Origin of the sequence: Streptomyces sp. NPDC058691 (assembly GCF_042714775.1) — a bacterium.
Classification (GTDB): domain Bacteria; phylum Actinomycetota; class Actinomycetes; order Streptomycetales; family Streptomycetaceae; genus Actinacidiphila.
In genome coordinates, this window is sequence record NZ_JBHXSO010000092.1 from 1 (window position 1) to 19,875 (window position 19,875).

The 19,875-nt window shown below is 69.6% G+C and carries 23 protein-coding genes; 7 read left to right on the forward strand and 16 right to left on the reverse strand.

All coding sequences use genetic code 11. The annotated features are described in order from the left end of the window. Nucleotides 1-41: 41 nt before the first annotated feature. The gene (locus tag ACFWVC_RS36330; protein WP_384297717.1) at nucleotides 42-653 is read right to left on the reverse strand and encodes a hypothetical protein; all 612 of its coding nucleotides are present in this window, start codon (nucleotides 651-653) and stop codon (nucleotides 42-44) included. 47 nt (nucleotides 654-700) lie between these two features. Beyond that, nucleotides 701-976, reverse strand: coding sequence for a hypothetical protein (locus ACFWVC_RS36335; RefSeq protein WP_384297720.1), 276 nt, complete (start codon nucleotides 974-976; stop codon nucleotides 701-703). Between the two features lie 384 nt (nucleotides 977-1,360). Between ACFWVC_RS36335 and ACFWVC_RS36340 the strand changes: the two genes are divergently transcribed. Further along, a complete protein-coding gene (locus ACFWVC_RS36340; RefSeq protein WP_384297825.1) occupies nucleotides 1,361-2,869 on the forward strand; it encodes a long-chain fatty acid--CoA ligase in 1,509 nt (502 codons plus the stop codon). Nucleotides 2,870-2,885: 16 nt separating this feature from the next. After that, on the forward strand, nucleotides 2,886-4,148 hold the full coding sequence (locus tag ACFWVC_RS36345) for a PucR family transcriptional regulator (RefSeq protein WP_384297723.1): 1,263 nt from the start codon (nucleotides 2,886-2,888) through the stop codon (nucleotides 4,146-4,148). Between the two features lie 7 nt (nucleotides 4,149-4,155). Here the strand turns inward: ACFWVC_RS36345 and ACFWVC_RS36350 are convergent, their stop codons facing one another. The 5 genes from ACFWVC_RS36350 to ACFWVC_RS36370 all read right to left on the reverse strand — a co-directional run bounded on the left by ACFWVC_RS36350 (nucleotide 4,156) and on the right by ACFWVC_RS36370 (nucleotide 9,301). Further along, the gene (locus ACFWVC_RS36350) at nucleotides 4,156-5,085 is read right to left on the reverse strand and encodes a 3-hydroxyacyl-CoA dehydrogenase NAD-binding domain-containing protein (protein WP_384297728.1); all 930 of its coding nucleotides are present in this window, start codon (nucleotides 5,083-5,085) and stop codon (nucleotides 4,156-4,158) included. 93 nt (nucleotides 5,086-5,178) lie between these two features. Beyond that, a complete protein-coding gene (locus tag ACFWVC_RS36355) occupies nucleotides 5,179-5,970 on the reverse strand; it encodes a crotonase/enoyl-CoA hydratase family protein (RefSeq protein ID WP_384297733.1) in 792 nt (263 codons plus the stop codon). Between the two features lie 80 nt (nucleotides 5,971-6,050). Beyond that, a complete protein-coding gene (locus ACFWVC_RS36360; RefSeq protein WP_384297739.1) occupies nucleotides 6,051-7,268 on the reverse strand; it encodes a CaiB/BaiF CoA transferase family protein in 1,218 nt (405 codons plus the stop codon). Between the two features lie 477 nt (nucleotides 7,269-7,745). Next, complete coding sequence (locus tag ACFWVC_RS36365) at nucleotides 7,746-8,564, reverse strand: alpha/beta fold hydrolase (protein WP_384297746.1); 819 nt, start codon at nucleotides 8,562-8,564, stop codon at nucleotides 7,746-7,748. 71 nt (nucleotides 8,565-8,635) lie between these two features. Further along, complete coding sequence (locus tag ACFWVC_RS36370) at nucleotides 8,636-9,301, reverse strand: DUF4097 family beta strand repeat-containing protein (RefSeq protein WP_384297751.1); 666 nt, start codon at nucleotides 9,299-9,301, stop codon at nucleotides 8,636-8,638. A gap of 236 nt (nucleotides 9,302-9,537) precedes the next feature. Between ACFWVC_RS36370 and ACFWVC_RS36375 the strand changes: the two genes are divergently transcribed. Then, on the forward strand, nucleotides 9,538-10,293 hold the full coding sequence (locus ACFWVC_RS36375) for a helix-turn-helix domain-containing protein (protein WP_384297758.1): 756 nt from the start codon (nucleotides 9,538-9,540) through the stop codon (nucleotides 10,291-10,293). A gap of 250 nt (nucleotides 10,294-10,543) precedes the next feature. Here ACFWVC_RS36375 and ACFWVC_RS36380 read toward each other — a convergent pair whose 3' ends face one another. The 8 genes from ACFWVC_RS36380 to ACFWVC_RS36415 form a co-directional block, all read right to left on the reverse strand. Beyond that, a complete protein-coding gene (locus tag ACFWVC_RS36380) occupies nucleotides 10,544-10,903 on the reverse strand; it encodes an STAS domain-containing protein (protein WP_384297766.1) in 360 nt (119 codons plus the stop codon). Further along, nucleotides 10,900-12,171 carry a PP2C family protein-serine/threonine phosphatase gene (locus ACFWVC_RS36385; protein WP_384297830.1) on the reverse strand — a complete coding sequence of 424 codons (1,272 nt, stop codon included), beginning with the start codon at nucleotides 12,169-12,171 and terminating at the stop codon, nucleotides 10,900-10,902. The genes ACFWVC_RS36380 and ACFWVC_RS36385 overlap by 4 nt, the downstream gene beginning before the upstream one ends. Then, entirely contained in the window at nucleotides 12,171-12,989 is an 819-nt protein-coding gene (locus tag ACFWVC_RS36390) for an alpha/beta fold hydrolase (protein WP_384297770.1), read from the reverse strand. Before ACFWVC_RS36390 ends, ACFWVC_RS36385 begins: the two co-directional genes overlap by 1 nt. Before the next feature lie 74 nt (nucleotides 12,990-13,063). After that, nucleotides 13,064-14,104, reverse strand: a complete 1,041-nt coding sequence (locus ACFWVC_RS36395; RefSeq protein ID WP_384297776.1) for an iron-containing redox enzyme family protein — start codon at nucleotides 14,102-14,104, stop codon at nucleotides 13,064-13,066. Next, nucleotides 14,101-14,364, reverse strand: a complete 264-nt coding sequence (locus ACFWVC_RS36400) for a CDGSH iron-sulfur domain-containing protein (protein ID WP_384297782.1) — start codon at nucleotides 14,362-14,364, stop codon at nucleotides 14,101-14,103. Before ACFWVC_RS36400 ends, ACFWVC_RS36395 begins: the two co-directional genes overlap by 4 nt. Next, a complete protein-coding gene (locus ACFWVC_RS36405) occupies nucleotides 14,348-15,022 on the reverse strand; it encodes a HemK2/MTQ2 family protein methyltransferase (protein ID WP_384297788.1) in 675 nt (224 codons plus the stop codon). Before ACFWVC_RS36405 ends, ACFWVC_RS36400 begins: the two co-directional genes overlap by 17 nt. 466 nt (nucleotides 15,023-15,488) lie before the next feature. Beyond that, the gene (locus tag ACFWVC_RS36410; protein ID WP_384297793.1) at nucleotides 15,489-15,662 is read right to left on the reverse strand and encodes a CsbD family protein; all 174 of its coding nucleotides are present in this window, start codon (nucleotides 15,660-15,662) and stop codon (nucleotides 15,489-15,491) included. A gap of 120 nt (nucleotides 15,663-15,782) precedes the next feature. Further along, entirely contained in the window at nucleotides 15,783-16,532 is a 750-nt protein-coding gene (locus ACFWVC_RS36415; RefSeq protein WP_384297799.1) for a glucose 1-dehydrogenase, read from the reverse strand. Nucleotides 16,533-16,816: 284 nt separating this feature from the next. On the opposite strand from ACFWVC_RS36415, the gene ACFWVC_RS36420 reads away from it, so the two are divergent. Continuing rightward, nucleotides 16,817-17,200: a VOC family protein gene (locus ACFWVC_RS36420; RefSeq protein WP_384297806.1), complete on the forward strand. Its 384-nt coding sequence runs from the start codon at nucleotides 16,817-16,819 to the stop codon at nucleotides 17,198-17,200. A gap of 31 nt (nucleotides 17,201-17,231) precedes the next feature. Here the strand turns inward: ACFWVC_RS36420 and ACFWVC_RS36425 are convergent, their stop codons facing one another. Further along, a complete protein-coding gene (locus ACFWVC_RS36425) occupies nucleotides 17,232-17,687 on the reverse strand; it encodes a hypothetical protein (RefSeq protein ID WP_384297811.1) in 456 nt (151 codons plus the stop codon). A 183-nt stretch (nucleotides 17,688-17,870) separates the two neighbouring features. On the opposite strand from ACFWVC_RS36425, the gene ACFWVC_RS36430 reads away from it, so the two are divergent. From ACFWVC_RS36430 to ACFWVC_RS36440, 3 genes are all read left to right on the forward strand, one after another. After that, on the forward strand, nucleotides 17,871-18,287 hold the full coding sequence (locus ACFWVC_RS36430; protein WP_384297816.1) for a nuclear transport factor 2 family protein: 417 nt from the start codon (nucleotides 17,871-17,873) through the stop codon (nucleotides 18,285-18,287). Next, entirely contained in the window at nucleotides 18,284-18,706 is a 423-nt protein-coding gene (locus ACFWVC_RS36435) for a TetR family transcriptional regulator (protein WP_384297821.1), read from the forward strand. The genes ACFWVC_RS36430 and ACFWVC_RS36435 overlap by 4 nt, the downstream gene beginning before the upstream one ends. A gap of 170 nt (nucleotides 18,707-18,876) precedes the next feature. Beyond that, complete coding sequence (locus tag ACFWVC_RS36440) at nucleotides 18,877-19,713, forward strand: SigB/SigF/SigG family RNA polymerase sigma factor (protein WP_384297836.1); 837 nt, start codon at nucleotides 18,877-18,879, stop codon at nucleotides 19,711-19,713. Nucleotides 19,714-19,875: the final 162 nt, after the last annotated feature.

Sequence of the window (19,875 nt, forward strand, 5' to 3'; positions counted from 1 at the left end):
GTCCTCCCGCGGGAGGACCGGGCCCGCCGTGCCGCCGGCACTCAGGACGGCGTGATCACGCCGAAACTGAACGTCGAGGTGATCGCGTCGAACACGTCGTACAACGGCTCCGCCAGCGGCAGGTTCGGGCTGGAGCAGGTGATGACCAGCACCTGCCCGCTCTCGTCCGGGAACGGCACCACCGTGTGCATGATCGCCAGCTTGGTCCTGATCCCGTGGGAGACCTCGGCCTCCTCGATCCCCTTCACCCGTCCCACCGGCCCGATCCCCGGCAGTTCCACGGTACCGAACGTCCGGGCCGTGCCCTCGCTCTGACGGCCGCCCGCCGCCGAGAACTCCTTGCTCAGCTCGTGCAGGGAGAAGCTCCGCCCCGGCGGCGGTGTGACCTTGAAGATCATCACGTTCGCCATCAGCAGTCCGTCCTCGTACATCGTGAACGTGCCCGCCGCGTACACCGCCCCGCGCCGCTGCGCGCCCTGCGCGATCCGCCGCACATTGCGGAACGTCTCGTTGATCCGGTCCCGCTCCGCCTTGTTCGGCGTCTCCTTCATCAGCGCGGCCCGGATTCCGGCCAGTGCCTCGCCGGAGAGGTCGTACTCCACCCAGCCGTCCGGTATCCGCAGGCCGAACGCCAGGGTTCCGTCAAGGGCCATCGCCGCGCGCTCCTCTGTCAATCCCATGTGAACCGGTCTGTGGTCGGCTACTTCGCGGTCAGGGAGTCCGCGCTCTGGTTGTCGTAGTCGGTGAACGCCTTGACGATCTGGTCGCAGGCCTCCTTCAACTGGTCGCCCTGGCGCTTGAGCTGCGTACGGCCGTCGTCCCACGCGCTCTCGAAGTTGCCGCCCGAGGACGCCAGCGGCGCACCCACGGCCGTCTCGTCGAAGCCCGTTGGCTTGGTGTCGATGAGTTCCATCACCTGGCCCAGAAGCCGGCTCAGATCCTCCAACTCGTCCCCCGGAATCTGGATCTCCGCCATGAGGGCCCCTCTCTCGGCCGAAGGTGATGAACCGCGGTGCGGTCAAGAACCTAGCGTCTAGAGGTATGTGCGAATCCAGGCACGATTGAACCTCACCTGAATCGTTGTCAACCTCCTTGCGCACGGCGGACGGTCGGCGTGAGACCCAGGGGCAGGAGTCGCGCGCAAGACATGAGGCGGTCGCCCGGAGGGTGCGGCCCCGGCGCGGGAGCGGGCCGACGTCGACCCGGCTGGGTGGCGGGGTGCCTTCATCGGGGCGTAGCGTCAATAGTGAGGGCGGTGTGATGCCTGCACGTCGTTGCGGCCCCGCTGTGTGATCGTGCAGGTGCGAAAGCATGTGCCTTCGGATACGTGAGTCCCGGCCGACAGGACGCGGGAGGGCGGATCATGAACCTCGCATCCGGTCTGGTGGACACGGCCGGCGCGAACCCGGATCGTGCCGCGCTGCGCCTCGGGAACGACGTGATGTCGTACCGCGTCCTCGAACAGGGCAGCGCCCGTATGGCCCGAGTGCTCCGCGATCGGGGCCTCGCCCCTGGCGACCGGGTCGCGATCATGCTGCCCAATATCCCGGAGTTCGCCATCGTCTACTACGGCGTACTCCGCATCGGCGGCATCGTCGTTCCGATGAACCCCCTGCTCAAGGCCCGGGAGATCGCCTACTACCTCGGTGACTCGGGTGCCCGTCTGATCTTCGCGTGGCACGCCGACGCCGACGAGGCGCGGGCCGGTGCGCGGGGGACCGAGGCCGACGTGATGGTCGTCGGCCCCGACGGATTCCACGGACTGCCGGCCTCCGGCGCGTCCGCCGACGACGTGACCGAGCGGCACGGGGACGACACCGCGGTGGTTCTCTACACCTCGGGGACGACCGGTCACCCCAAGGGCGCCGAACTGACTCACGCCAACCTCACCCGCAACTGCGAGATCGTGGCCACCGAAGGGCTGGGGCTGACCTCCGACGACGTGATCTTCGGAGGGCTGCCGCTGTTCCACGCGTTCGGGCAGACCTGCACGCTCAACGCCGGCGTCGCGTCGGGTGCGTGCGTCACGCTGCTGCCGCACTTCCGCGCGGAAGAGGCACTGGCCGTCTTCGCGGAGCACGGGGTGACCGTCCTGGCCGGGGTGCCGACGATGTTCAGCAGGCTGCTGCAAGCGCCCGGCAAGGACACCTACGACGTCTCTCGGCTGCGGCTGTGCTTCACCGGCGGCGCCACGATGCCGCCTCCGGTGGTGCGGGCCTTCGAGGCCGCGTTCGCGTGTGCGGTGCTCGAAGGGTACGGGCTGTCCGAGACATCGCCTGTCGCCGCGTTCAACAGTCCGACGGGCAAGCGCAAGCCCGGTTCCGTCGGCACCCCGGTCCCGGGCGTGCGGATGCGGGTCGTCGACGAGGAGGGCGGCGACGAGGTGCCGCACGGAGAGACCGGCGAGATCGTCATCCGCGGTCACAACGTGATGAAGGGGTACTGGCGGCGTCCCGAGGAGACCGCGGCGGCGATACGGGACGGCTGGCTCCACACCGGCGACCTCGGCCGGGTCGACGAGGACGGATACTTCTGGATCGTCGGCCGGAAGAAGGACGTGATCATTCGCGGCGGGTACAACGTGTACCCGCGTGAGATCGAAGCCGTGCTTTACGAGCATCCGGCGGTCGCCGAGGCGGCCGTCATCGGCCTGCCCAGTCCCGATCTCGGCGAGGAGGTCGGCGCGGCGGTCACGCTCGCCCCGGGTGCCCACGCGACGGCCGACGAACTGCGCGAGTACGTCAAGCGGCAGGTCGCCGCCTACAAGTACCCGCGGAAGGTGTGGATCGTGGACGCGCTGCCGAAGGGGCCCACCGGCAAGATCCTCAGACGGGAGATCGTCCCGCCGGTCGAGTCGAGCAGGCCGTGACGGGAGGCCCGTAGACATGGCCGGAGACGTTTCCGAGGCCGCGAAGCAGCTCTCCGTCCTGGCCGCGAGCATGAGGCCGCGTCTTTCCGATGTCAGTTGCGGTATGCGGGAACGCCTGATGTCCGACATCGTGCAGCTCAGGGGCGACGGCAACCTCCTCAAGCTCCTGTACGCCAGTGTCTCGGAGAATGTCGCCACCCTGCTGGACGTACTCGAGAACGACATGCCGGCGGACAGCGTCGAGGAGCCCGTCGCGGCCAGGGAGTACGCCAAGCTGCTGGCGCAGCGCGACATTCCGATCACGGCATTGACCAGGGCCTACCGGATCGTGCACGGGTGCTTCGTGCAGTGGTGTCTCGAGGAGCTTCACCGTCAGGTCGTCGACGAGGAACTCTCCGCCGCGACCACCTCGCGCATGCTGGCGGTGAGCTTCGACTACATCGACCGCGTCACCGAGCACGTCATCGGGGTCTATCAACGGGAGCGGGACCGCTGGCTGCTGAACGCGACCGCCGGGCTGACGGCACGGGTGGGAGACGTACTCGCCGGCAACGACGGCGCCCTCGATCCGGCGGAGTCGTCTCTCGGCTACCGGTTCTCCCAGTACCACCTCGGGCTGGTGGCCTGGCTGCCCACGCCCGGCCGGGCCGGTACCGCGCTGGCCCGGCTCGACCGGTTCACAGGCGAGATCGCCGGCGAACTCGACTGCCCCGCCAGGCCCTTGTTCGTCCCGCAGGACGAGACGGCGTCCTGGGTCTGGCTTCCGTTGGGCTCGCAACGCCACGTCGACTGGGAACGGCTGGCGAACGCGGTCGAGGACGCCGATCCGTCCGTACGGGTCTGCGCGGGAAGCGCGCAGCCGGGCGTCGGGGGATTCCGCTGCACGCACCGGCAGGCATTGCGCGCACAGGAGCTGGCCGCGATGGCGAGCCCCGCCGGCCGGTTCACGGCCTACGCCCGGGTCGCCCCGATCGCCTTGATGTGCGCGAACATCGACGACCTGCGCTCGTGGGTGTGGGAGGTCCTCGGGCCGTTGGCCGTCGACGAGGAGCATTCCTCACGCCTGCGGGAGACGCTGCGCATCTTCCTTTCCACCGGCTGCAGTTACACCGCCACGGCCAGCAGCCAGATTCTGCACAAGAACACGGTGCAGTACCGGATCAGGAAGGCGGAGGAGGCCATGGGGCTCACCGTGCAGGAGCGGCGCACCGATCTGGACATCGCGTTGCTCGCCGTCGAGTGCCTGGGCTCGGCGCTTCTCCGGAAGAAGCCCGTGTGAGCGCCGCTCACGCTTCGCCGAGGACCCGCATCACCTTGATCTGTGCCTGGTCCCGTGCGGTCTCCAGTTCCTCGACGCTCGCTCCGAAGTCGGCCTGGTCGGAGAGGAGTTTCACGGTCGCCTCGTCGAACGTCGGGTCGCCGAGGTCCTTCCACAGACTCTCCAGACCGGGGGCCAAGTGCTGCATGAAGGCCGGCAGGCCGCCGGGGCCGCCGCCGAGATGGAAGCTGCGGAAGGGTCCGGCGACGGCCCAGCGCAGTCCGATCGAGGCGGTGACGATGCCGTCGAGCTCCTGCTCGGTCACCACGCCCTGCACGACGAGGTTGACCGCTTCGCGGAAGAGCGCGGCCTGCAGCCGGTTGGCGACGAAGCCGGGGCACTCCTTTCGCAGTACCTGCGGTTGCTTGCCGAGGGCCGTGTAGAAGTCGACGGCGCGCCGCACGGTTTCCGGGTCGGTGTCCTTGCCGGGGACCACTTCCACCAGCGGCACCAGGTGCGGCGGGTTGAAGGGGTGGCCGATGACGACGCGTCCGGGCTGTTTCATCGACCGGGCCATCTCGGTCGCGGGAATGCCGGAGGTGGAGCTCATCAGCAGGGTGTCGGGGCGTGCGGCCCGCTCGACCCGGGCGAAGAGGTCCTGTTTGAAGTCCAGCCGTTCGGGGCTGTTCTCCTGTACGGCGTCCGCTTCCGCGAGTGCCCGGTCGAGGTCGGCCTCGAACCGCAGGTTGGCGTCGAGGCCGTCGGTGGGCAGGCCGAGCGCCTTCAGCGCCGGGGCTGCTTCCCGAAGCTGGTCGTGTACGCGCTTGTCCACATCGGGAAGTGGGTCGTTGACGGTGACCGTCAGGCCTTTGGCGAGGAACAGGGCGGCCCACGAGGCACCGATGACGCCGCCGCCGATGACGGTGACGTGCTGGTAGGCCTCCAGAGTGTCGTTCATGGTGACTCCTTTCACGCGAGGCAGTCGTGGACGGGCTCGGCCGGCGGCAGCGTGACTTCGGGCCGGGGCCGGGGCGGTGGGGGATCCGCCGCGTCAGCGGCCCTGCCATTGGGGTGCCCGTTTCTCGGCGAAGGCGCGGGCGCCTTCATGCGCGTCCTGGGAGGCCAGCACAGGGTCGACGATCCGGTCCTGCTCGCGCAGGGCCTCCTCGTCCTGGAAGGCTGTCCGCTCGTTGACGACGCGTTTGACCGCCGCGACCGCCAGGGGCGCGTTGCGTGCGACCCGGCCGGCGAGTTCGAGGGCACGCGTCAGTGCCGCCCCCGGCTCGGTGAGGTGGTTGACCAGGCCGAGCCGTTCGGCGCGCTCGGCGGGCAACGGGTCGCCGGTGAGCAGTAGTTCCAGGGCGACGTTGCGGGGGATGCGTTCGGGCAGGCGCACCATGCCACCCTCGGGGGGCACGATGCCGTAGTGGACCTCGGTCTGTCCGAAGGTGGCGTCGCGGGATGCCACGATCATGTCGCAGGCGAGCGCCATCTCGGTGCCGCCGCCCAGCGCGTAGCCCTCGACGGCGGCGATGAGCGGGGTCTTGATCTGGATGCGGGTGATTCCCGCGAAGCCCCGTCCGGGGAGGATGGGTGTGTCGCCGGCCGCGAAGGCCTTGAGGTCCATGCCGGCGCTGAAGACGCCGCCCGTGCCGGTGAGGATGCCGACGAGGAGGTCGTCGCGGGCGTCGAGCTCGTCGACCGCCGCGGCCAGCGCGTGCGCGGTGGCTCCGTCGATGGCGTTGCGGGCCTTCGGCCGGTCGATGGTGATCACGAAGATGCCGTCGCGCTCCTCCGTGTGCACGGTGGGTGTGCCGGTGGGTGTGCCGCTGGTGTGGCTCATTGCGGTGATTCCCTTCTCCCCCCGCCCCCCTGTCCCGTCGAAGTCACTTTCGGCTGATGCCGCGGTCGCGGGCCGAAGTCTCAGTCGACCGCTTCCGCCGTGCGCAGACTCTGGATCCCGGCGTCGTCATAGCCGAGGTCCCGGAGCACCGAATCGGTGTGTTCGCCCAGGTCGGGGGCCGGGCGCGCCGGGACTTTCCGCTCCTGTTCCAGCCGCACGGGGCTGTCGACGGTCAGGTGCTGCTCGGTGCCGTCGTCCTCGATGGGGACGAGGATCTTGTTGGCGAGGAGCTGGGGGTCCTTGGCGAATTCCTCGAAGGTCTGGACGACTCCGTAAGTGAGGCCCGCCGCGTCGAGCACCTCGCGCCATTCCGCCAGGGGGCGGGTCGCGAAGGTCTTGTCCAGCAGAGCGGCGATCTCGGCGGCGTGCAGGCGGCGGCTCGGTGTGTCGGCGTAGTCCGGGTTCCGGGCGGCCTCGGGACAGCCGATGGCGTGGAGGAACAAGGGGACCTCCTTGTCCTCGTTGGCGAAGGCCAGCAGCACCCAGCGGTCGTCCGCCGTGCGGTAGGCGTTCGCCAGCGCGTTCGGCGGGTCGGACCGGTCGGCCGGGCGGGGTCCCTTCCCGCCGACCAGCACGGCTTGCAGCCACATGCCCGCCGACCAGGCGCCTTCGGCGATCAGCGACGCCGTGACCCGGGCGCCCTGCCCGGTCTTCTCCCGCCGGTACAGCGCGGTCATGATGCCGGCGAACAGAGTGATCGCCGTGGGGTGGTCGCCCGATCCGAACGCGTTCATCGACGGTGGTGCGCCCCGCTGGCGCGTCACGTCCATCAGGCCGGTACGCGCCCAGAAGGCCGTCACGTCGAACCCGGGCAGGTGCGCCTCCGGACCTTCTTCCCCGAAGCCGGTGACGTCGGCGTAGATCAGCCGGGGGTTGAGCGGGGCCAGATCGTCGTATTCCAGACGCAGCTTGGCCCGTGTGTGCGGCGGGAAGTTGGTCACCAGCACATCCGCCCATGCCGTCAGCCGCTCGACCACGGGCCGGGCGTCAGGGGACTTCAGGTTGACGGCGATGCTGCGCTTGTTGCGGTTGTCCAGCTGCCAGGGGTAGTTGACCCCCTCCACACGGGGGTTCGGAGGTACGCGGCTGAGCGCGCGGTAGCTGTCGCCGACGTGCGGTGGTTCGACCTTGACGACGTCCGCGCCGAAATCACCGAGCACCGTGGCCGCGGCCGGACCGGCGATGAAGCTGGCGAGGTCGACGACGTGCAGTCCCTCCAGCAGGGGCGTGTTCGCCATGAGAGGTCCTTTCTGGGCACGGCTTCCGGGGGCGCCGGTGGTCGAGCCGGCCCGGATTGTGCCCGCGCGACGTGCCGGATCAGGGCCGGAGGGTCTGCCGCTCGTCGGTGAGGAGTTCCCCCGGCAGGTGGTGGCCGGACCGCTCGGGTCCGCCGGGCACCGGCGGCTCCGCCATTGCGCTCATGTGCCGCGTTCCTTCCGCTGTGCGGGGGACCGGATCGCATCTCCGCTTCCGACACTAGAAGCCGACGGCGACGTGGGCATTGGTCGCGTGACACCAACTTCCGATGCAAATTGGTGCCGGCAGACCGGCTCGCTCTCGGCACGTGCCGTCGCCGGGCGGGCCGCCGAGCCGACGGGCCGGCCGCCGCCCGCCGAGGCCCACGCTCGCAACGGCTTGACCCCGTCGGTCCCGCGCGAAGGGCTGTTGCCCCTGCGCGGGCCCGGACGGGGTCGGGCCGGCCGCTGGTCGTGTCGTCAGCGCTCCCCGCGGTCGAGGGCGGCGACCTCGCCTACGGCCTCGGCGATGGCCCGGTAGTCCTTCTTGAGGATCGCACCGTGGTTGCCTTCGACCTTCGCACTGATCCGGATGTTCGGGTTGCGGTCGGTCACCGCGTCGAGGCCGGCCCGTATCCGTTCCTGCTCGTCGCCGCGGCTTCCGAAGGACGTCCCCGAGGCGACCACGTACCGTACCGGGACGGTGATGCCGTCCAGTACGGGGCCCAGCTCGCGCTCGCGGGAGAGCCTGCCGAGCTCGATGTTGCTCTCCGCCTGCTCTTCGGCGGTCAACCGCGGGGCGAGGCCGGTCGGGCGCAGCAGCGGCAGGAACCAGCTCAGGCGCCGGAACAGCTTGCGGATCCGCAGTTCCATGGCCTCGTCCAGCCAGTCGTAGGGGAACGCGCCGTCGACCAGGACCGCGCCGATGGCACGCTCCGGATTCCGGCCGGCCCAGTGCGCCCCGACGACCGCCCCGTAGGACCAGCCGACCACCAGCGCCCGGTCCACACCCCTGGCCGCGAGAACGGCGTCGACGTCCCGGACCGCCGCCTCGAAGGAGTAGTCCGCCGAACGCTCCGACTTCCTGCCCCGGCCCCGCTCGTCGTAGGTGATGTGCCGCCAGTCCGTGCCCAGTTCGGCGATGACCCGCCGCCAGTAACCCTGAGTGGCGAACTGGCCGTTGAGGTAGACCACCGGGATCCCGGGGCCGCCGGTGTCGGTGACGGCCAGCGCCGAGTCGTCGACCGTCACCATGCCGGTCCACTTCGAACCGATCGAGGAAGTGCTGTTCTTCGTCATGGGTTCCCCCTGGTCGTATCGGGTGTGTCGTGCGACTGCCGGATGGTCCTGGTGCTGCTTCTTCGGATGCTTCAGAGACTGCGGGCGCTGATGTCGCCGTGCGAGGTGGTGGCCCGGATGTCGAGTTCGGCGGTGCCGTCGTTCTTCAGGGCGTTGCTGACCCTGCCGTGGTGGGTTCCGGCGTCCAGGGCGGCAGAGACGCCGGCGGCGGCGCCGACCGAGATGTCGCCGGACTGGGTGCTGAGCACGACGGCGCCGCGCACGGCCTCGGCGATCCGGATGTCACCCCGTGTGGTGCTGATCTCCGCGGGGCCGCCCAGCCGGCCGACCTCGACGTCGCCGTCGATGGCGGTCAGGCGGACGCTCGCGGCCTCGTCGATCTTGATCTGGCGGTACGCGCCCTCGAAGTCGACATCGCCGAGGCGCCCGACGCCGCGGAGCTCGGCGCCGGCGGTCCGGGCCTCGACGCGGGAGCCGGCGGGCAGTTGGACGGTGACCTCCAGGGAGCCCGAGGGGCCGAAGAACTGGTTGTCGGGGGCCGGGGACGCGATCCGCAGGACGCCGTCGGCGTAGGCGACGGTGATCCGCTCGGCGGCCTTGACGTCGCGGCTCTTGGAGCGGTCGGCGGGCAGGACCTCGACGGTGGTGTCGGCGCGGTCGGCGGCGATGAACTGGATGCGTCCGGCGGGGATGTCCAGGACGACGGAGATCGGGGCGGAGGTGTCGAACTTCTGCATCGTGCTCTCCTGTGCTCGCTCGTTGTTTCTGACACCGGAAACGCTACGTTGCTTTCAAGAACTGGACAACACCTTTGTTGCATAGAATCAGGAATTGTGCAGGTGGGAGTAGTTAAACTGTTGCAACGGTCATGCAGGTAATGCAACGTCAGTGATCTCGATCGTTGCAATGGATGGAAGTGAACGCTATGCTGACGCGAGCAGGACCGCCACGGAGGACCACCAAGGAGATCGCGATGCCGGGAGGCAGGCTCACCCAGCAGGAACGCCAGCAGATCGCGCTGGGGTTGGCCGACAGCCTCCCCTACGCCGAGATCGCCCGGCGCCTGGACCGTCCGACATCGACGATCACGCGTGAGGTGATGCGCAACGGCGGCCCCACCGCCTACCGCTCGGACCTGGCGCACCGTGCCACCGAACGCCGCGCCCAGCGGCGCGGGCCCGCCGCGTCCCGGAGCCCGGAGTCAGGCCCTCCGCCGCACGGACGCGACGCCGAGGCCGTGGCCGACTACGAGGAGACGTTCACCACCGTCCTCATGGGCTCCGGCCTGAGCAAGATGACGGCCCGTGTGCTGACCTGCCTGTTCACCACCGACGAGGGCAGCCTCACCGCGTCCCAACTCGCCCAGCGCCTCCAGGTCAGCCCCGCGTCCATCTCCAAGGCGATCGCCTTCCTGGAAGGCCAGAGCCTCGTCCGCCGAGAACGCGACGAACGCCGCCGCGACCGCTACGTCGTGGACGACGAGCTCTTCTTCCAGGCGACGATCGCCAGCGCCCGGGCCAACGACCAGCTCGTCGAAACGGCACGCCAAGGCGTCGCCATCCTCGGCCCCCACACCCCCGCCGCCACTCGTCTGGAGAACATCGCCCGCTTCCTCGACTTCATCAGCGAAAGCATCACCCGCGCCGCCGAACAGGCCCGCGAAGTCCTCCACACCAAACCCGTGACCACCTCGGGCGACACCGCCCAGCCGGGCCCGGACCGCGGATAGACGGCATGCGCGAACGAACGGCCGCCCCCGACGAGGGGCGGCCGTTCTTGGATGGGCTGATTCTTACTGCGGTGTTCCAGTGCCAGTCCTGCCTGCTCTTCGACCATAAGGGCCCCGCGCGGTCCGCGCACGGCGTGTCACCTTGTCATCGGCCCGATGGGTGACGGTGCGCCACCTTACGGTCCGCCACCTCGGCAGGGCGCACCACCGTGGTGCCGCTCGCACGCGGCGGAGGTGCACTCCGGGCCGGTCAGCTCGCGGTGGGCTCCCAAGCGGCTTCGGCGGCCTGGGCGGTGGGGTAGGTGGGGAAGACCTGCACCAAGCCGACGATGCGGAAGATCCGGCTGACGCGCTCCGGGACGGCGGCAAGGGCGATGCCCGCGTCGGCCGCAAGGGCGTGGTTCCGGGCGGCGAGCAGCGTGGTGATCCCGCTGGAGTCACAGAACGTGAGGCCTCCGAGGTCGAGGACGAGTTGCCGGCCTCGGCGCAGGCCGAGTCCGGGCAGTGCCGCGCGCACCTCGGGTGAGGTGTGGTGGTCCAGTTCCCCGGTGAGTTCGATGACCGCCCCGGCGGTGGTGGCGCGGACGTGGACGATCAGATTCGCGTTCACAGCTGCTCTTCACTGGAGGGTCGGGGCACGTGGATGGCCAGGACGGCCGTGTCGTCGTCCACACCGGTGCCGAAGGTGTCGAGCAGGTCGCGGATCGCGTCGGTGGTGCCCGATGCGGTCGTGGGGGCCAGGGCGCGGGCGAAGTCGAGGAGGGCGTCGTCGCCGTAACGTCCTTCACCGCCGGCGGTGGCGCTGATATGGGCTTCGGTCAGCCCGTCGGTGTGCAGCAGCAGGGTGTCGCCGGGGGCCAGGCGCACAGCGGTGGTGGCGATGTGGGCGTCGGTCAGGACACCTATGAGCTGCCCGTCGGGGGTGGGCAGATAGTCGGCTGAACCGTCCGCGCGCATCAGCAGGGCGGGAGGGTGGCCGCCGCTGGCCAGCGTGACGCGGAAGCCGCCCCGTTCGTGGTCCGGTGTGAGCAGGCCGAAGATGACGGTGCAGAAGCGGGGGTCGGTGCCGTTGTACTCATGGTTCAGGACGGTGTTGAGGTTGGTGAGAACGGCGACGGGGTCGGGGTCGTAGACGGCGGCGGCGCGCAGGGTGTAGCGAGCCAGGGAGGTGACGGCCGCCGCCGCGGCGCCCTTGCCGCACACGTCGCCCAGGAACATTCCCCAGGTTCCGGCGGCAAGCGGGAAGAGGTCGTAGAAGTCGCCGCCGACCTCGTCCACGGAGGCGATGTGGTAGTAGGCGGACACGTCCAGACCCGGCACGTTCGCCAGCGCCGGCGGCAGCAGCGTCTTCTGGAGCGTGGTGGCCAGCCGCTGAAGACGGTCACGCTCCAGGTCGGCTTCCTTGCGGGCGCGCAGCAGCTCCACCTCGTAGGCGCGGCGGTCACGGGCGTCGAAGACGGTGGTCCGGATCAGCAGCGGCTGCCCGTCGCTTCCGGACTTCACCGTCGATGTGACCAGGACCGGCAGGCGCGAGCCGTCGGCGGCCGTGAATTCCAGGGCGATGCCGCTGATCTCGCCCTGCATCCTCAGCAGCGGGGCGAAGTGGGTCTCGTGGTAGAGCCGCCCGCCGACCGTCAGCAGGTCGGAGAAGTGCCTGCGGCCCACCAGGTCACCGCGCTCGTAGCCGAGCCAGTCCAGCAGCGTGGTGTTGACCTTCGCGATCGTGCCGTCCAGCAGGGTGGACAGATAGCCGCAGGGCGCGTGCTCGTACAGATCCTCGGCACTGTCCTCCAGCAACGCGGAGAACTGGGCCTGCTCGTCCGTCGGACCCTGGTCCTCCCGAGGCTCCTTGCCTTCCGCGTCGTCGGTCTCGCACATCATCCGGCGACTCCGACGGCGCCCGCGAATGCGGCGATCGCGGCGGCGGTCTCCTCCGGGGCCGCGAGCTGGGGGCAGTGTCCCGTCGCGTTCAGCGTGACCAGCCGGCTTCCCGGGATCTGCGCGTGGACGAACGCCCCCACCTCCGGCGGGGCGATGGCATCACGGGAGCACTGGGCGACCAGCGTGGGCACGGCCACCCCGGCCAGATCCGCCCGGTTGTCGGACAGGAACGTCACCCGCGCGAAGACGCGGGCGATGTCCGGGTCGGTGCGGCAGAAACTGTTGGTCAACTCCTCGCCCAGCTCCGGCCGTTCGGGGTTGCCCATGATCACCGGTGCCATGCTGCCCGACCAGCCGAGATAGTTCGCGTCCAGCGACTCCAGCAGCTCTTCGATGTCCGCGGCGCTGAACCCGCCCCGGTAACCGGCGTCCGCGTCGTCGACGAAACACGGCGAGGGGGCGAGCAGCACCAGCCCGGCGAACGCCGCGGGCTCCCGGCGGGCGGCCAGCACGCCCATCATCGCGCTCACCGAATGTCCGACGAACGTCACGGGTCCGAGCTCGAGCTCCCGGCACAGCTCCAGCACGTCGGCGGCATACCCGTCCAGCGTCGAATACCGCTCCGGGCTCCACGCCGACAGGTCCGAGTTGCCCGCGCCCACGTGATCGAAGAGGACGACGGTGAAGTCGCGCTCCAGCGCGGGAACCACCAGGCGCCACATGTTCTGATCACACCCGAACCCGTGAGCCAGCATCACCACCGGCCCGCCCGGTCGCCCGGTGACCGACACATGGTTCCTGCTCCGGACATCCATACGCCCCATCCTCGCAGACGGTGGATCGTCCCCCCGCCGTCCGCGCAACCGCCTCGGCCCTCTCGTCGCTTGGTTCATGGCATCGCGGAGCCGGCCGGTTCCGGCAGCGCGGTACGCAGCGCGGTGCGGTCGCCGCGCCAAGCGCGCAGCAGCAGGTCGCCGAGACGGTCCTCCAGCAGGCCGGTGGCCTCGACACCGAAGGCGACATCGGCTGTCAGGTGCGGTTCCGCGTCCAGCAGCGGGGCGATCACCTCGTGGCGGACGACCTGTTCGTGAACGGCGTCCGCTTCCACGTGCTCGTCGTAGAACCTCTCCGCGGCGCGTCCGGCACCCAGGCGTCGCATGGCCTGGGCGAGTCGCCGCGAGCCGGGCGAGGAGGTCACTTCCAGTGCTGCGAAATGGCCGACCGCCGCGCCCCGCAGCACGCGGTGCAACCCGAGGAGGGACATCAGGTTGACCGGGGCGAGTGCCTCCGTGGGAGCGGCGTCGAGGTAGCGGCCGTACGCGGTGTCCAAGTGCAGGTCCGCCATGAGATCGGCGAACAGCCGGGCGTGGATGTCCTCGGAGCGGCCCGCACCGAATTCGTCGAACTCGACGGCCACCATGGCCGCCTTGGCAGGGCCGTGCAGGCGGGGGATGAGCCAGGCGTGCGGATCGGCCTCTTTGAGGTGGTAGAGGGATCGGAGAGCCGCGTACTCCCGCAGGTGTGTCAGCGATCCGTGATCCCGAAGGTAGTGGCTGACGCTGCTGCCTCCATCGCCTTCGGCGGGTTCGACGAGGATGCGGGCCAGCGCGTCGTCCGCGCGGCCCGCGCCGGGGACCTGGGCGCGCAGCGCGCAGAGGAAACGCTCCTCCAGGCCCTGCCGTAGCTGCAGCAGGGCGGGGTCCCATTCCCGTTCCTCGTCCACGCCGTCGAAGCCCTGGTAGTGGAGCTCGTAGAGCACGTACAGGGCCAGCTGCAGGTCGTCACCATACGGCTCGCAGTGTGAGATCCGCTGCCGCCCCGGCAGGACCTGGCGGCCACCGCGCAGGGAGGCGATGACCGCTGACGAGACCTCGCCTCGCTCCTGCGGGAGGGCGGGGGCCGTGCTGCGCGGTTCGCGGAAGGCGGTCATGGCGTCTCTCCGCCGGCCTGCGCTCCCTCGCCGGTCCTCGCGGGCTCTTCGACGGTCTGGGGTGGCCGGGAACGGACGCGGTGGCTGGTGTCGCACCAGGGGTAGGAGCGGCTGCGACGGCAGGTGCATATCGCGACCATGAAGCGGTCGGACGTCCGCGTTGTGCCGTCCTCGGCGACGACCGTCACGGGACCTTCCACGAGTACCGGGCCGTGGGGCTCCGCGAAGACGCGCCGGGGGCGTTCAGGAGTGTTCGGCACGGATGACCACCAGCTCTTCCTTGTCCTGTCCGTCCTCGACCAGGCCCTGTTGCCGCAGCCACGGAAGCCGCAAGCGCAGTACGGGGCCGAAGGGGATCAGTTCACGATCGGTGACCCGCGCGGACAGGCCCCTGTGGCGGAGCAGGTCGATGGTGGCCTGCACGCCGCACAGACCGGAGTGCACCATGAGCAGGACCCCGCCGGGCCGCAGGAGCCGCGGGGCAGCGGCACAGACACGGTTCACGACCGCCCGTCCGTCGGTACCGCCGTCCCAGGCCCTGGCCATGCCACGGCTGTCCGTCGCTCCGCCCTCGCAGGGCAGGTAGGGCGGGTTGCTGAGCACCATGTCGAAGCTGCTTCCGGCCGCGATGCCCAGATCACCTCGCCGTACGGTGATCCGCCGCCGGGCCAGGAAGGAGTTGATCCGCGTGCACAGTACGGCACGCCGCGCGATGTCGATCGCCGTCACCCGGGCACCCAGCCGGGCAGCGCGCACGGCCAGAGCCCCAGTGCCCGTGCCGATGTCCAGGACGTCCATTCCCGGAAGGGGACCCTCGCGGTTGACGGCCCGGATCATGATGTGGGTGTCGTGCTGAGGGGGGTAGACGCCCGGCAGGGTCACCAGACGCTCAGGTTCGCTGCCCAGGGGTATCGCCATGAGTGGTTCACCTTGTTCCTGTGTCGCGCCCGGCAGCACTCCGGCAGCAAACCGGCCGCCCATCGCGTGCGATCGACCCGGGCCACGCGGCGCAGCGACGGACAGAAGTTCAGCGGTGCCGCCCTGCCGCACGAGACCCGCCTGCCCCGCACGGAAGGGTCCATGCGTACGTGCGAGCCGCCGGGGCTCACAGGAACGGAGCCGGGGTCTCCGCGGTACGCACATGCGGCCCTGGGGGAGGTCGCCCGGCCGGGGGCCCAGCGGTGGCCGATACCACCGCATCCCGGCCGGGCGAATGCGGCACAGACTAGGCCGCCGGCGACCCCTTGTGCCCGCCATGCCGACCAGCGGTCACCCGTCTGGTCGAATCCTCGTCGAGCCGGGGCGACGTGTCCTTGCCCGGACGCGTTTGGGGCGGCCCCGCAGCGGAGCCGCCCCAAACGCGTTGTCTGTGTGTGCCGGTGGTTCAGTGCCGGCCGATGTCCTTGAGCTTCTCCTTGGCCTCGCGGGCGTCGCCCTTGGCCTGTTCGACGCGGCCCTTTGCCGTCAGCCGCTCGTTGCCCACGGCCTCTCCGGCGGTCTCCTTGGCCTTGCCGACAACCTGCTCGGTCTTCGCCTTGGCCTTCTCGTTGGCGGACATACTGTGCACCTTCCCTGGCCTCGACATCGTGTGCTGTGACTTCGCCTGAACGCTGTGGGGCATCGCAAACATGCCGTGCGGGGCGGGATGTCGCTTCGCCCGGGCACCGGCGGGGAGCCGTCAGATCTGGTTGAGACCGCCGTCGACGAAGAGTTCGGTTCCGGTGGTGAAGGTGCTCTGGTCGCCGGCGAGGAAGAGGGCCGCGGCGGCGACCTCCTCAGGGCGGCCCATCCGGGCCAGGGGTATCCGGCTCGCGAAGAAGGCCTGCATCTTGGCGGCCTCCTCCTGGTTGGGGGCCAGGCCGGAGTTGCCAGGGGTGTCGACGGGTCCGGGGACGAGGGTGTTCACACGAATCTGCCGGGCCGCGAGCTCATTGGCCCAGGTGCGGGAGAACGAGCGGATGGCGGCCTTGGACGCGGCGTAGACGCCGAAGGCCTCGGCGCCGGAGGTGGCGGCGGTGGACCCGGCGAGGATCACCGAAGCGCCGTCGTTGAGGAGCGGAATCGCCTTCTGCACGGTGAAGAGCATCCCCTTCACGTTGATGCCGAAGGTCGAGTCGAAGTGCTGCTCGGTGACCTGCTCCAGGGTGGAGAACTCGCCGCCGCCCGCGTTGGCGAACAGCACGTCGATGCGGCGGCCCTGCTCGGCGACCGCTGTGAACAGGCGGTCGATGTCGGCAAGGTCGGACACGTCGCCCTGTACGGCAGTGGCACCCGGACCGATCTCGGCGAGTGCGGCATCGAGCGCCTCCTGGCGTCGGCCGGTGATGAACACGTGCGCCCCCTCGGCCGCGAACCGTTTGGCGGTGGCCAGTCCGATTCCGCTGTTACCACCAGTGACGATGGCCGTCTTGCCGTCGAGCTGTCCCATGTCCAACGCTCCGTTCCTTCGGCGCGGGCGGCCTGGCGGCCGGCCCCGCGGCGGTGCTGTCGCTACTGCGCAGGCCCGAACCGAGTGTCGCGGGCCCATATGGACCGTACGGTAAAGAACCCCTTGCTGGACCGTTCGGTCAAAAACTGTCGGCACCGTCACATCCGACGCTGCCGAGGCGTCCCCGCCGGTGCCGGCTACCCGGTGGCCGGGTAGGCGTGTTCGAGCGGCCGGAACAGTGCAATGGGGTGGCGTCCGGACGGGAAGTCGGGAAGGCTGCGCGCATGGTTTCGGTAGTGCAGAACGTGGCGATCGACTGTGCGGATGCCTATGAGCTGGCCCGGTTCTGGAGCGAGGTGACCGGCCGCCCACTGCATCCGGAGGGCAAGCCGGGTGACCCTGAGACTCAGGTGCTGTTGGCGGAGGGGCCGGTGCTGCACTTCAACCAGGTGCCCGAACCCAAGACGATCAAGAACCGGATCCATCTGTGTCTGCGCCCTGAGACCTCGCGCGAGCAGGAGGTGGAACGGCTGCTGGGGATCGGTGCCACCTTCGTCACCGATCACCGCAATCCCGACGGCTCCGGCTGGGCAGTCCTTGCCGACCCCGAAGGCAACGAATTCTGCGTTCTTCGCAGCGAGTCCGACCGAGCCGCGATGAATTCCTGAATCTCACGCGCCGTCCTGGCCGGCAGTCGCGTCAGCTGTCCCGTTTGCGCTGCTGCTCTTGCCAGTGGAGTGCGAGGAAGAGCGTGAGGAGGAGGTCCTCCGGCAGCAACTCACCCTCGCCCGGCAGACGTACGAGATGGGGCCGTGTGCCGAGTCGGTCGTAGAAGACTTCGAGCGGGCCGATGCCGCGCACCCGGTTGCCGAGTTGGTCGTATCTCACTTCATGGGGGCCGATGCGCTGCAGGCGGTAGCCGAGCTTGCTGTGTTCACAGCTCCACTGGCCCACGGTTTGAGGCACGTTGGCCCACCGGCTGTACGTGATGTGGGCGGGACCCACGGCGGACAGGCGCGTGCCGATCTGGTCGTATTCGAGAGCCCATGAGCCCATGGTCCGAGGCCGGCTGCCCAGCCGGTCGTAGCTGATCATTGCGGCGCCGATGCCACACAAACGGGTCCCGGCCATGTCGTAGGTCAGCTCGATGTCCATGCCTCGCCTCACCCCCCGGCAACGAAGCCGCACCGACCGGGTTCGGCGGTGCGGCGCGAGTCACACGAGTCTACCCAGGCGCAAACGTCCGTCCGGAGGTCGATCCGCGAATTGTTGACCGACTGGACCACATATGTTCTTATAGTGGTCTAAGTGGTCAACAAATTTATGTGGAGGATTCCGATGAGCCGGACCCGGACCGAGCGGAACAAGGCGGTCGTCCTCGAGTTCCTGACGACCGCGTTCAGTTCCAAGGACTTCGACGCGCTGGACCGCCATCTGCACCCGGACTACGTGCAGCACAACCCGTTCATACCGCCGGCCAAGGCCGGGCTGCGCGGGTTCATCGCCGACCTGCCCGACGCCACCCGCTACGAGCCGGGGGCGATCATCGCCGAGGGCGACCTGGTCATGGTGCACGGCCGGTATTCCGGAGGGCCCGGCAAGCCTCTCCTCGGGATCGACATCTTCCGCTTCGAGGACGGCCTGGTGGTGGAGCACTGGGACGTCCTGCAGGACGAGGTGGCCGCCGAGGACACCGTGGCGGGCAACCCCATGTTCACCAACCCGCAGGCCGGTGCGGAAGACCGGCCGGCATGACCGCGGGGGAGGCGTCGGCAGGCGGCATCTACCGGCGGTGGGGCGACGCGCGGACCATGATCAACGACCTGGCGACCTACCGGCTCGACCCGGACCGCGGCCTCCCCGACACCGGGTACCTGCGTGCCGATCTGACCGCATGGGCACAGGAGATGCTCGGCCACTACAGCTCGCCGGTGAACGCCGCCCTTCTGCGTGGCGGGGCCGCCGCGGCCGGTGAGAGCGAGTCGGACTGCCTGCGCGACCGGCGGGCAGAGGCGGCCGGCTTCGCTTCCCGTCCCGGCAGCACCTTCACGGGCGACGACGTCATCGACCGGGTCGTGGCCCCCATCATCTACAGGGTCGTCTTCCTGCCCTGGACACTGCCCGAGGTGGATGCGCGCACCTACGTCGACGAGCTCTGCCGAGCCTCCGCCTGATTCCCGCCCCCGTACGCTTGAGGCGGACCGGTTCTCAGGTCGGCTGGCGCGGGCAGGCGTGAGGTCGGCTTTCGGGGGCAGAAGGCCACTGACGGGGCGGGCAACTCTAAGGTGATGACGTGACGGAATCCACGCAGCAGCTCACGAGCGTCGTCGAACGTTCCGGTGGACTGCCGCTCACGCGAGCCCTCCACGAGACGGGTCTGCCCTGGATCGAGGACGCCGGCAAGGTGGCCCCGAAGGACGCCCGCCAGTTGTCGAAACTGTTCTTCGACCGGTTGCAGAGCCTTGAAGAGGGCACCGCGGAGTACAGCTACGCGCGCAGCACGCTGATCGAGATGAACATGTGCCTGGTCAGCTTCGCCGCCCGTCGTTTCCGCGGCCGCGGTCCCGAGGAGCAGGAGGACATCCTGCAGGTCGGCACCATCGGCCTGATCAAGGCCATCGACCGGTTCGACCTGAGCCGCGAGGTGGAGTTCACGACCTTCGCCGTCCCCTACATCGTCGGCGAGATGAAGCGGTTCTTCCGCGACACCTCCTGGGCCGTCCATGTGCCGCGACGCCTGCAGGAGTTGCGGGTGGAGCTGGCCAAGGCCCGTGACCACCTGACCACCGTCCTGGACGCCCCGCCCAGTGTGGCGGAAATGGCGGCATACCTGGAGATCGGTGAGGAAGAGGTCATCGAAGGCATGGTCGCCGCCAACGGCTACACGGCGGGCTCCCTCGATCTGCCCGCCGGCGACGAGAGCGACGAGGGCGGCCGCTCCTACGCCGACACGATCGGCGCCTGCGACCCGGCGATGGAGAAGGTCGAGGACATCCGGGCACTCGCCCCCATGCTGGACCATCTGGAGGAACGTGAACGCGTCCTCCTGCAGATGCGCTTCGGCGAGGAGATGACCCAGGCCCAGATCGGCGCCGAACTCGGGCTCTCCCAGATGCACGTCTCCAGGCTGCTTTCGCGGTTGCTGTCCAAGCTGCGTGCCGGAATGCTCACCGAATCCTGAGCCCCGCCATCGCCCCCTGTCCCGGATCGGGGACGAGGCCGAGGCCGGCCCCCCCGCCCAAGTCGCCCCCGGGCCGGCCCCGGCCGGGACCGTTTAGCCCAGGTTGAAATACCGGCCGGCGGCCACGCAACCCACCAAACACGAGGGGGGGGGGCCCCGGAA